Genomic DNA, 12146 nt, shown 5'->3' with positions numbered 1-12146 from the left:
GAAGCTGACCGCCGCGCGCTCACGCCTCCATGAGGGGCAGTACAACAACATCCCGCGCAGGGATCTCGATTTTGCCGCCTCCGTAGGTGTAATCCGTCGGCCAGGCGGCCCTGCCTGAGGCAAGCGCACCGTGACCCCCAGCCAGTTCGACGGTCGTTGTCTGCGCCGTCCGGATTGGGTTGACCAACCAGAGGAAGCTGCCTTTCCCACCCTTGTGGACACGGGCGAAGAGGGCGTTGTTGGAAAGCGTGACGTGTTTTTCGCATCCGCTCCATGTCAGCAGGCTGGCGAAGAAGGCGACATTCGTCCTTCCGTCGGTGCGGTAATAGGCGACGGAGGGATTGGTGCCGATCAAGAGAGTGCGTCCCCTGCCGAAGCGGTTTTCGACCACTGCCAACCGCCCGTCGTCGAACTGGCCATGGCCTATGCCGCCGCTCAAACGATAGGATTGCAGCAAACCGCCGCCGTCAACGGCAAGATCACCGAACTTGAAACGGATGCGGTCGCCGATATCGGGCATGAACTCGACAGTTTCCTCCCGCGCGCCGAAGACGGTATCGAGGCCGAGGTTCGGCTGGACCGTGCCGACATGTCCACGATCGCCGAAATAGCCGGGGCATGCCTCGGCAATCAGCGTGCCGCCGTTTTCCACCCAGGCCTTGAGGCGATCCGCTTGCTCGGCGGTGAGCATGATCGGATAGGGGAAATAGAGGAAATCATACGCGTCGATGTCGTCGATATGCACCCAGTCCGGCTGCAAGCCATTATCGAGGAAAGCGCGATAGGCACCCCACATGGCTTCCGGATAGGGCTTTTCCTTGCGGTCGTAGTTCAGCAGGTAATCCCATTCCTGCGTCTCGCGCACCACGAGGATGCCGATCTCGCCTCGGACGGGCTTCGCTTCCCAGAGCGGCGCTTGTGCCGGATCGTTCGCCCATTTGGCCATGGCGCTCTGCATGTCCGAACGCGGCGTGCGGCTGCCATCCATGCCGTAGGCGCCGAAGGCACCGAAGAGCGGCCCGTCGAGCAGCGGCCGCCAGCGCAGGTTCAAGACGCCACGCGCGCCACCGGCAAACGATGTCATGCTCCAGATGCGGATATCCTCGGGCTCCGCGACACGGCCGTCTTCCTTGTCGCGGCCGATCACCTGCGGCTGCAACCACAGCGGGCCGCCCTGGCGCTCGGCATGCCAGAATGGTTTTCCGCGTGCGGCGGCGCGATTGATGTCGACCCCGTACCAGGTTTTCCAGGGTTCGGTGCCCTTGCGCGCCTGGATCCAGGTAAAGCCGTAGATCTCGACCTTGGAGGCGGCGAGCCAGTCGTCGCAGCCGTTCGCCGCCATGTTCGGAATCGAGCCGGAAATGCCGTGTGCGGCGATGACGTTCTTTGGGTCGACGGCGCGAACCGTATCGATGCGCCACTGCATCTGGCCGTAGAAATTGTCGCGCTTGAACTGCAGCCAGTCGATGCATTCCGGATAGGGGGCCATGTGCACCGGTGGCTCCACATCATCCCATTCCGCATAGCTGTAGCGGTGCCAAGCCTTGGCGAGCGCTTTGAGGCTGCCGTATTTCTTCTCCAGCCATGTACGGAAGGCGGCCTTGGCATAGCTCGAATAATCAACATCGGCGGAATAGTTGCATTCGTTCCAGATGTCGTAGCCATAGATCGCTGGATGGTCCTTGTAGCGGCTGGCGAGTGCGGTCAGGAAGTTGCCGGCCGCCTGTTTCACTTCCGGGCAATTGAGCGTCAGCGTGCCGGCGCCGCCGCCATTGTTGGAAAAGCCGCCGGTCGCAGCTGAGACGCCCATATAGGACCCGAGCTTGGTACCGTCGGCATTGACCTGCACCGCATGGGCAAACTTGCGCACCGCCCAGTCCGGCACGGCATGAATGAGTTCGGCGATCACTGTCTTGAGCCCATTTTGGGCAGCAAGATCGAGCTGCCGATCGTATTCCTCCCAGTCGTAGATGCCGGGCGCCACCTCGATCGCACCCCACATGAACCAATGACGGAAGATGTTTAGTCCGTCTTCTGCGGCGACACGGTAATCTCGTTCCCAATCGTCCCGCGGTGGGTTCGACTTGCGGAAATAGACGGCTCCATAAGGGAACTGGATATCGTTTCTGAGCATTGCACTGTCCTTCTCTGTCTTTCGTCCGGACAAGGCTTCGCCATCCGGAGAATTGGCTTCCGGCTGGAAGGGAGGCGAAATCGTGTCCGTGATCTTAAGAAACGTTGGTCTTAGCGTGGCCCTCCGGCGAGGAGTTCGAGCGTGCGGATGAGGGCCGAATGATCGCGTTCTCCATCGCCGTTGGCGATGGCAGCGTTCATCAATTGCTGGGTCGCGGCGGTGTTTGGCAACGAAAGATTAAGCGCGCCTGCGGCATCGATGGCGAGCCTCAGATCCTTGCGGTGCAGGCGAATGCGAAAGCCGGGCTCGAAGGCTTGCCTGATCATGCGTTCGCCATGCACTTCGAGGATGCGGGAGGCGGCAAAGCCCCCCATCAGCGCAGCGCGCACCTTGGCCGGGTCGGCGCCGGCGCATTTGGCGAAAAGCAGAGCTTCCGACACGGCTTCGATGGTGAGCCCGACAATGATCTGATTGGCCACCTTGGCCGTCTGGCCGTCGCCGACGCCACCGACGAGCGTGATGTTCTTGCCCATCTTCTCAAACAGCGGCTTCGCCCGATCGAAGGCCTCTTGTTTGCCGCCGACCATGATCGTCAAGGACGCGGCCTTGGCGCCGACCTCGCCGCCGGAGACGGGTGCGTCGAGGTAGTCGCAGTCGAGCGCTTCGATGCGCCTTGCAAAGCCTTTCGTCGAAGCCGGCGAGATCGAGCTCATGTCGACCACCAGCTTGCCTTTGGAAAGGCCAGAGACGACACCATCCTCGCCGAAGAGAACGGTTTCGACATCTGGCGTGTCCGGCAGCATCAGGATGATGACCTCGGAGGCTTCGGCCACCGCCTTGGCACTCGGCGCCGCAATGCCGCCTTTGGTCAAAAGATGCTGCGAGGCTTCCTTGACACGGCTCAGATGCAGCGTGTGGCCCGCGTCGATCAGGTGTTCCGCCATCGGGTGACCCATGACGCCCAGTCCGATAAATCCGATATTCATATTCCGCCTATCTCAGATAAGGTTTCATCCAGCCGAGGCCTTCGCGGGTGCCGGCCTTCGGCTTGTATTCGCAGCCGACCCAGCCGTCGTAGCCGAGCCGATCGAGTTCCAAGAGGATGAAATCGTAGTTGATCTCGCCCGTGCCGGGTTCGCTTCGGCCGGGATTGTCGGCGATCTGAACATGGGCAATCTTATCCTTGAGCCTGTTGAAGGTCGGGATGAGATCCCCTTGCATGATCTGCATGTGGTAGAAATCGTACTGGATATAGAAATTGTCGGAGCCAACCTTTTCGAGGATGCGTTCGGCATGGCCGGTGGTCGAGAGAAGGAATCCCGGAATGTCGCGCAGGTTGATCGGCTCGATCAGCAGTTTCACGCCGGCGTCGGCGCAGCGCAGCGCGGCATGCTTCAGGTTTTCGACCAGCGTATTTTCCAGAATGTCGAGGTCGGCGCCTTTTGGCACCAGGCCCGAGATGACGTTGACCCGACTGCAATCAAGCGCCTTGGCATAGTCGAGCGCCAGCAAAACGCCGTCTCGGAATTCCTGCACGCGGTCAGGCAGGCAGGCGATGCCGCGCTCGCCGCCGGCCCAGTCGCCGGACGGCACGTTGAAGACCGCCTGTTTGAGGCCGCTTGCCTTCAAGGCATCGGCAACCTTTTCCTTCGGTTCCGTATAGGGGCCAAGATATTCGAGCGCGCCGAACCCGTCCCTTGCGGCGGCGGCGAAGCGGTCGAGGAAGGGCAGGTCCTGGTAGAGAAACGAGAGATTGGCTGAAAATTTCGGCACGGGAACGTCCTTACACGGTGGCGGGAGCGACAAAACGGTGCCTGTGCATCATGCGTTTGTCGCGGGGATCGGGATTGGGAACGGCGGAAATCAGGCTCTTCGTATAGGCTTCCTGCGGCGCGGTGCAGATCTGTTCGGCCTCACCGAGCTCGACGATCCTGCCGCGATGCATGACCGCAACACGGTCGCAGAAGTAGCGCACCACCGAAATGTCGTGCGAGATGAAGATGAAGCTCAGGTTCAGCCGCCGGCGGATATCGAGCAGGAGGTCCAGGATCTGGCTGCGGATCGAGACGTCGAGCGCCGAGGTCGCCTCGTCCGCGATGATGACGCGCGGTTCGAGCGCCAGCGCCCGGGCAATCCCGATGCGCTGCCGCTGGCCGCCGGAAAAGGCATGCGGGTAACGCTCCATGCCCATCGGATCGAGGCCGACAAGGCGCATCAGTTCGGCGACCTTGTTCTCCAGCTCCTTGCCCTTGGCAAGCCCGTTGACGATCAGAGCATCGCCGATCACCTCCTTGACGGTCATGCGCGGATTGAGCGACGCGAAGGGATCCTGGAAGACAAGTCGAACCTCGCGATGGAAGGCGCGCAGCTCCTTCTTGCCGAGAGCCGTGACGTCGGTCTGCGTGCCATCCGCGCCCCGATAGAGGACTGTGCCCGTCGTCGGTTCGACGGTGCGCAGGATCAGGCGGCCGAGCGTCGTCTTGCCTGAACCGCTTTCTCCGACGATGCCGAGGTTCTCTCCCGGATAAAGGTCGAAACTGGCTTCATCGACCGCTTTCAACGTGCTGTTGCCCGCGAGCCCGAACGTCTTGCCGAGATTGCGCACGCAAAGAACCGGGTTCGGTGCTTCCGACGACAATGCCACGGCCGGTTTCCTTACGTCCGCTTGGCGGGTGAGTTTCACGGTCGATGCGAGCAATTGGCGGGTATAGGGATGCACGGCCGCATGATAGATCGCGTCGACCGAACCATGCTCGACGATGCGGCCGAAGCGCATCACGGCCACCTCGTCGGCCACTTCGGCCACCACCCCCATGTCATGGGTGATGAGCAGCATGGCCATGCCGCGCCCGACCTGCAGGCGCTTGATAAGGTCGAGGATTTCCGCCTGCGTGGTGACGTCGAGCGCAGTCGTCGGCTCGTCGGCAATCAGGATGTCCGGGTCGCCCGCGAGCGCCATGGCGATCATCGCGCGCTGGCGCATGCCGCCGGAGAATTCGAACGTGTAGCGGTCGGCCATCTTTTCGGCGTTCGGGATTTCGACCTGGCGGAGCAGTTCGATCATTCGCGCCCGTGCCGCCTTCTTGTCCATGGCGGTGTGCAGGCGGATCGCCTCGATGATCTGCGAGCCGATCGTGTGAACGGGCGACAGCGAGCTCATAGGCTCCTGGAAGATCAGGCCGACGCGCCGGCCGCGGATGGCCCGCATCGCAGTGCTGTCGGGATGAAGCGTCGCCACGTCCGTAACGGCATCTCGATTGCGCAGCAGGATGCGCCCACCGACGATCTTGCCGGGGCGGTCGACGATCTGCAGCAGCGAGCGGGCCGTAACGCTCTTGCCCGAACCGCTTTCGCCGACGAGGCAGAGCGTCTCGCCGCGCTTCAACTGGAAGCTCACGTTTTCCACGGCATGAAGGATATGGGTGCGCAGGCGGAAATCGACCGACAGGTTTTCCACCGAAAGCGCGACATCGTCGGGAAGGGTGTTCATCGCTTCCTCCTCAATTGTCATAGGGATCGGCCGCATCGCGCAGGCCGTCGCCGAAGAAGTTGAAGGACAGGACGGCGACGACTACCGCCAGCGACGGCCAGATCAGAAGCCAGGGGGCGGTCGCGACCGCGCGGATGTTCTGGGCGTCCTGCAGCAGCACGCCCCAACTTACGACCGGCGGCTTCAGCCCGATGCCGAGAAAGGACAGCGAGGTCTCCGCGACGATCATGGTCGGTACCGCAAGCGTCACCACGGCGAGGATATGGCTCGTCAGCGACGGCAGGATATGGCGGAAGATCAGCCGGACCTCGCTCGATCCGTCGAGCCTTGCGGCGGTGACGAAATCTTCGCTCCGGAGCGCCAGGAAACGGCCGCGCACCTCACGGGCCAGGCTCGTCCACCCGAGCAGCGAGACGATGATGGTGATGACGAAATAGACGTTGACCGGCGACCAGGTGAGCGGGATCGCGGCTGCAAGCCCCAGCCATAGCGGGATGGTCGGCATGGCGCTCACCACCTCGATGATACGCTGGATCAACGTATCGATCCAGCCACCATAGAAACCGGAGATCGAGCCGAAGACCACGCCAAGCACCAGCGACATGGCGACGCCGACAAGGCCGATCGACATGGAAACGCGGGTTCCATAGATCAACCGCGAAAAGACGTCGCGGCCGAGGCGATCGGTGCCGAGCAGGTACATCGGATCGTTGGGATTGAGCGGGCCTATGAAGTGGCGGTTCATCGGGATCAGGCCCCAGAACTTGTAGGCCGGGCCTTTGACGAAAAAGCCGATCGGCACCACCTTCGCGTCGTCCACGACGAAGGTGCGCCTCAGCGCCACCTTGTCGATCTCGACCCTGTAACCCTTCACATGCAGGTTGAATTCCCTGCTGCCATCCGGTCGCGTGACGAAGAGGCTGATGCCCTGCGGCGGCGCATAGGTATATTGCGGCTTGGACGTGGCCGGCAGGGAAGGGGCGAGGAACTCGGCGAAAAGACCGACCAGGTACAAGAACAGGATGATCGCGCCAGCGACCATCGCCACCTTCTGGCGGACGAGCTTGCCGGCCACCAGCCGCCACGGGCCTACCGCAGCCGTCGAAACGGCCTTGCCTTTTTTCAGCGGGCTGATCGAGGGGCCGTCGACGATGACGAGCGGCGGTTCTTGCGGGTGTTGTCCGATGGTTTCGTGAACGCTCATGCCGGTCTCCTCAATTAAACCGGATGCGCGGATCGAGCAGCGCCAGCAGCAGATCCGAGATCAGCATGCCGACCAGGGTGAGGGCGCTGAGCAGCAGGATAAAGCTGCCGGCGAGGTACATGTCCTGCGAGACCAGCGCGCGGAAGAGAAGCGGACCGGCCGTCGGCAGGTTGAGGACGATCGCGGTGATCGTCACGCCGGAAACGAGATGAGGCAGGACCCAGCCGATTGCCGAGACGAAGGGGTTGAGCGCGACGCGCACCGGATATTTGAGGATAACCTTGTATTCCGGCAGGCCTTTGGCGCGGGCGGTGATGACATAGGGCTTGTGCAGCTCGTCGGTCAGATTGGCGCGCAGGATGCGGATCAGCGCGGCCGTTCCCGAAGCGCCAATAATGAGGATCGGGATCCACAGGTGCGCCAGGAAGTCCATGACCTTGGCGAAGCTCCAGGGTGCTTCCGCAAATTCCGGCGAGTTGAGACCGCCGACGCTCTGGCCGAGATACCGGTAGGCCACATACATCAGCGTCAGAGCCAGGATGAAATTCGGCACCGCAAGCCCGATGAAGCCGAAGAAGGTGAAGACATGGTCGCCGACGGAATGGCGGCGTACGGCGGAATAGATGCCAATCGGCAGCGCGACGATCCAGACGAAGAGAAGGCTCAGAAGAGAGATGACCAGCGTCGAACCCATGCGGGCCCAGATGAGGTCGGCAACGGGCCGGTTCCATTCGAAGGACTGGCCGAAATCGCCGCGGCTCAGGATGCCCCACATCCATTTCAGATACTGGACATAGAACGGATCGTCGAAACCGTAGATTTCCTTCAGTCGCTCGATCTGCGCCGGGTCGATGGCCTGGCCGCTGTCGCTCATCGTGGCGATCATCGAGGTCAGGTAATCACCCGGCGGAAGCTGGATGATCAGGAACGAGATCAGCGACATGCCGAACAGGGTCGGGACCATGTAGGCAATGCGCTTGAAGATATAACCAAGCATCGGAATATTTCTCCTCTCGTTGAAAGCGCCGCTGCGCCTTCTGCCGATCTCCATCCGGCTTCGGCCCCTCCAGGCCGAAGACATCCTCCCTTCCGCACCTTATTTCCAGGTGAGGTGCACTACCTCCAGCCGTTCGATGCTCGGTACTTCCAGAGTCGCGCGGCCATTCTCGATGCTGAAGTTCGCGGCACGATCGGCCACCACAAGCCAGGCCCGCGCCACCGACTTGCCCCTTGGAATTTCCACCGAAACCACCTGGCTTGCCAGGGGATAATTTTCGCGGATCGGCCCCTTCATCATCATCGGATTGGTCAAGTTGAAGAGGCTGAGTGCAATGCCCTCGTCATTCTCTCGCAGCGCCAGATCGATGACGCCCGGGCCTTCGACGGTGACACGCGATGCCTTGCCGAGCGCCCAATGGACGGCGTTGGCAATCAGGCGGGCGTGATCGACAGCAAATACTTCCCAGAAGATTTCGCCGATATTCCAAGGAATATAGACGGTGCGGCCGCCCTTGCCGGTTTCGCGGGCGACGACGGCAGCGCCTTCCGGGTCTTTGCGCGGATAGACTTCTTCCATCGGCAGATCCGGGAAATCCGGCACATAGAGAAAGGGCGTTTCCACCTTGCCGACCGGCTCGACATGAATGAGCCGCGTGCCGCCCATGATACGGGCTGCGCCCTCATAGCCTCGGTTGACCGGGTGCTCGCCCGAGAGCGCCACATAGGTGTTCTTGACGACGCCGCGCGGGCCGGAGACGAACTTGATGCCGAGAACATCGGCGAGCCCGAATTCCGGCCGCGGTTTGCTGAACTCGTCGCGCAACGACGTCTCATAAGCTGCGATAACGCTGCCGCCACGCTCGACATAGGCGCCGATCGCCGCGTTCTGTTCATCCGAGAGGCAGGATGCATTGGCGAGAATGACGACCTTGAAACGGTCGAGATTGTTCTGGGTCAGCACCTGGTCGGAGAGAAGCTCGAAGGGCAGGCGGGCTTCGACGAGCGCGTGATAGAAGCCGAGATCGTGCTTTTCGGCATTGTGCCGGTTCTCCGGCGCCCAGTGGCGCAGCGTGGTCGAGGGATCGATAACCGCGATTTCCGCTGTCGGCCTCATGCTTTCGAGCACCGGCTCGACGGCCGATTGCAGGACGAAAGCATCGGCCACCGGTTCTACCCAGCGTTTGTCCGGCACCACGCCGTTGAACTTGGTGAACCAAGCATAAAGTCCGTGGGCCGTGCCGTCGTTGATCCAGAGCTGCATCTCCTCGCCGGAAGTGACCGCATCTTTCCAGCGGTATTCCTCCTCCGGGCCGATCGAGGTGATCAGCACGACGGGACGATCCGGGAAGGTGGCGCGGATGCGCTTGCCGTTGCGGCCCGCGGACCAGCCGAGCTCCAACCCCTTGCGGCCCTGGTGGTCGACAACCAGAAAAGGGCAGTGCTTGGCAATGACGGATAGGTCGAACTCCATCAGCGATGCGCCGCTCATATTGGGAATGAAGCTCGCGTGCGGGCGGATGGCCTTCACGGCGTCATCCCATTGGGCGATCACGTCGGTCAGCACCCGGCGGCGCCATTGCAGCCAGGCCTGCCATGCCGGGTCTTCCGCATCCGGTTGCCGGGGCAGGTCATGGCCGAACATATTCTTGAAGCGGCGCGCACTGTTCTCGCTGTAGTCGACACCGTGGCCCTGCCAGCGATTGGCGAAGATCGCATCGACATCGTATTTGCGGACGATCTCCTTCACCACTTCCGGCATGAAGACCGAATTGTAATCGCCATAGGCATTGGCGACCCAAACGTCCGGGTAGGCCCAATGGCGGCGCGGCGTGCCGTCGGCGTTGATCATCATCCATTCCGGATGGGCCTTCGCCGCGTCGTCATGGATGGCATGGGGGTCGACACGGGCCATGACATGCATGTCCAGCCGACGCGCCGCATCGACGAGCGCGCCAAAGATATCCTTGTCGCCCAGATACTTGCTGACATAATGATAGGGGATCTGGCTCGGATAATAGGCGATGTAGCCGCCGGCGCTGAGGCACACCGCATTGGATTTCGTGCGCTTGAAGACGTCGATCCAGAATGCGGGATCGTATTTTTCCGGGTCATCCTCCACGAAGGTGAGCTGGGTCCAGCGCGTCGCGGTCCTGAACCAGTCCGGCGTTCTCAACGTGTCGGTGTTCTGTCGTCTCGACTCAAGCATCGTCTTCATCCAATCGTCGGGAAAAGAAAACCGTTGCGCCGGCAGGCAAAGCCGGCGCCCCGGAATGCGTCAACTGTCGACCGCCATCAAACCTTGTAGAACTGCTCCGGCATGGTGGGGGCAGGCGTCGGCCAGCCGAAGGAATTCGGCATGGTCCTGGTTATGTTCTTCATGTTGTTCTTGACGATGCCGTAGCCGTCCGGCGGTTGCGAAATGCCGAAGACGTAGAAATTTTCAGCAGCGCCCTGCAGGATCTGCTTCATGACGTCCTGCTGGCCGGCGGGATCGGATGTCGCCTTCAGCTTGTCGTAGAGCTCAAGCTGCGCCTTCGTTTCCGGCGGCGGCTCCTCGGCATTGGCGTTGTTGCGATCGAGATACCAGAGCTGCCAGGCCGGGGCATACATCGCGTTGCTGTCCGTCGGCACGTAATAGCGCGGGTCGAGCATGGCCGCGACGCCGCCATTGGCGCCGAATTGATGGGCCGTGGCGTCGAAGTCGCGGCCCTGGCGCACGCGCGTCTCCCAAAGCGAACGATCCATGGTGCGCATCTGCGCATCTATGCCGACCACCTGGAACATCGGGATCACCAGTTGGAAGAGATCGAGGAAGATCGCCCGCGCCTGGTCGATCTCGAAGATGATGGTCAGGCGCCGGCCCTTCTCGTCGAGGCGGAAGTTCTGGTCGTCGCGCTTCGGCAAAAGCTCGTCGAGCATGGCATTGGCCCTGTCGACATCGTATTCGGTGAACTGCTTGGCAAGCTGTTCGTTGTAGAGCGGATCGCCCTCCTTGATGGATGGCTGGGCCGGTGCGCCCTGGCCGACGAGCACCGCGTCGATCAGCGCCTGGCGGTCGAGCGCCATCGACAGCGCTGCCCGGAAATTCTTGTTCCGGAACAGTTTGCGCTTCACGTCATCGCTGTGGTTCAGATTGAAAATGAAGTTCATCACGTTGGCCTCCGTCGAGGTCAGCGTATAGAAGTCATAGTCGCCCTGCTGCCGCGCATCGTAGAGCACCGACTTGTTGTTCGGCGTCGCGATATACTGGTCCATCAGATCGATTTCACCCTGCATGCACTTCAACAGAAGCACCTGCGGATCAGCCACCATCTGGTAGACGATGCGATCCATGTAGGGCAGTTGGTTACCTTCGGTATCGACTTTCCAGTAGTAGGGGTTGCGTTCCGCCACCACCCTTTCGGTGTTCTCGCCCGGCGCGATCGTGAACATCCAGGCATTGAGGCATGGCTTTTTGGAGGAATTCAGGAAGAAGGCGTTGTCGTCCTGAAAGCCGGAGGCGGCCTGGAAAGAGGCGATCCAGCTCTCGAAGCCGCGCTGCTTGGCAAGTTCGTCGGCCTTGGGATTGTAGTCAATGTGGAATTGCTCGAGATAATGTTTGGGGCAGCGCGTGGTATGATCCCAGTTCGACCAGGCGACCTGCAGCGGGAACATACCGTTAGGTCTTTCGAAAATCACCTTGAACGTCTGCTCATCCACCACTTCCAGCTTGGCCGGCTTGCCGGCCGTCTTCCAATGGCCCTGACTGGTCACCGCAACGCGCTTGTCCGTGAGGATCGTATCGTACCAGAACTTCACGTCCGCCGTCGTGTAAGGGTGCCCGTCCGACCATTTCATGCCCTTGCGCAGGCGGATCGTGTAGACCGTCGAATCTGCGTTTGCCTCGAAGGCTTCGGCCACATTCAAGGTCACGCCCGACCAATCCGGCGTATAGCGCAGCAGAGGCTCATAGGCCTGATAGCGGAAAAGCATGGAAAGCGAACCGCCTCCCACCAGTGCCAACTTCCAGTCGCCGCCGTATTTTCCGACGCTTTCGACAGGCTTGATGACAAGGGGATTTTCGGGAAGCCGATCCTTGACCGGCGGGAGAGCGCCGCCCGATACCTTGTCTTTGAGGATGCTCGCTTCCTTGTAATCCAATGCAAGGGCTGGCAAAGCCGGCAAAATCAGTGCAGCCGAAGCTCCGGCCAGAAACGTTCGACGTTTCAGCTTGATCATCAGTTTCTCCTCCACAAGATCCACGCCCCTCTTTTTTCTTCTTCTTCCCAGGCTCGGATAACAAAAGCTGCCATTCGATTATTGTTAGGTAAAGCGTTATG

Annotated in this window: 8 protein-coding genes; all 8 read right to left on the bottom strand. The window is 61.2% G+C overall.

The window, feature by feature from the left end:
* Positions 1-19: 19 nt before the first annotated feature.
* The gene (locus tag ACMGE0_RS30235) at positions 20-2134 is read right to left on the bottom strand and encodes a beta-galactosidase (protein WP_436819585.1); all 2115 of its coding nucleotides are present in this window, start codon (positions 2132-2134) and stop codon (positions 20-22) included.
* 110 nt (positions 2135-2244) lie between these two features.
* The gene (locus ACMGE0_RS30230) at positions 2245-3120 is read right to left on the bottom strand and encodes a 2-hydroxy-3-oxopropionate reductase (protein WP_436819584.1); all 876 of its coding nucleotides are present in this window, start codon (positions 3118-3120) and stop codon (positions 2245-2247) included.
* Positions 3121-3127: 7 nt separating this feature from the next.
* The gene (gene otnI / locus ACMGE0_RS30225) at positions 3128-3907 is read right to left on the bottom strand and encodes a 2-oxo-tetronate isomerase (RefSeq protein WP_436819583.1); all 780 of its coding nucleotides are present in this window, start codon (positions 3905-3907) and stop codon (positions 3128-3130) included.
* Between the two features lie 10 nt (positions 3908-3917).
* On the bottom strand, positions 3918-5624 hold the full coding sequence (locus ACMGE0_RS30220; protein ID WP_436819582.1) for an ABC transporter ATP-binding protein: 1707 nt from the start codon (positions 5622-5624) through the stop codon (positions 3918-3920).
* Positions 5625-5634: 10 nt separating this feature from the next.
* A complete protein-coding gene (locus ACMGE0_RS30215) occupies positions 5635-6828 on the bottom strand; it encodes an ABC transporter permease (RefSeq protein WP_436819581.1) in 1194 nt (397 codons plus the stop codon).
* A gap of 10 nt (positions 6829-6838) precedes the next feature.
* Positions 6839-7825 (bottom strand): ABC transporter permease, encoded by a 987-nt coding sequence (locus ACMGE0_RS30210; RefSeq protein ID WP_436819580.1) that lies wholly within the window; start codon positions 7823-7825, stop codon positions 6839-6841.
* Between the two features lie 99 nt (positions 7826-7924).
* Positions 7925-10033, bottom strand: a complete 2109-nt coding sequence (locus ACMGE0_RS30205; protein ID WP_436819579.1) for a family 10 glycosylhydrolase — start codon at positions 10031-10033, stop codon at positions 7925-7927.
* Between the two features lie 86 nt (positions 10034-10119).
* Positions 10120-12045 carry an ABC transporter substrate-binding protein gene (locus ACMGE0_RS30200; protein WP_436819578.1) on the bottom strand — a complete coding sequence of 642 codons (1926 nt, stop codon included), beginning with the start codon at positions 12043-12045 and terminating at the stop codon, positions 10120-10122.
* Positions 12046-12146: the final 101 nt, after the last annotated feature.

This window comes from Neorhizobium descurainiae (assembly GCF_051400715.1).
Classification (GTDB): Bacteria; Pseudomonadota; Alphaproteobacteria; order Rhizobiales; family Rhizobiaceae; genus Neorhizobium.
The sequence above is the reverse complement of the archived record's forward strand: the minus strand, read 5'-3'. Positions and strand labels throughout refer to the sequence as shown.

Coding starts and splice junctions, on each gene's coding strand:
- ACMGE0_RS30205 (WP_436819579.1), bottom strand. CDS start 10,033: ATGCTTGAGTCGAGACGACAGAACACCGACACGTTGAGAACGCCGGAC.
- ACMGE0_RS30200 (WP_436819578.1), bottom strand. CDS start 12,045: ATGATCAAGCTGAAACGTCGAACGTTTCTGGCCGGAGCTTCGGCTGCA.
- ACMGE0_RS30210 (WP_436819580.1), bottom strand. CDS start 7,825: ATGCTTGGTTATATCTTCAAGCGCATTGCCTACATGGTCCCGACCCTG.
- ACMGE0_RS30220 (WP_436819582.1), bottom strand. CDS start 5,624: ATGAACACCCTTCCCGACGATGTCGCGCTTTCGGTGGAAAACCTGTCG.
- ACMGE0_RS30235 (WP_436819585.1), bottom strand. CDS start 2,134: ATGCTCAGAAACGATATCCAGTTCCCTTATGGAGCCGTCTATTTCCGC.
- ACMGE0_RS30230 (WP_436819584.1), bottom strand. CDS start 3,120: ATGAATATCGGATTTATCGGACTGGGCGTCATGGGTCACCCGATGGCG.
- ACMGE0_RS30215 (WP_436819581.1), bottom strand. CDS start 6,828: ATGAGCGTTCACGAAACCATCGGACAACACCCGCAAGAACCGCCGCTC.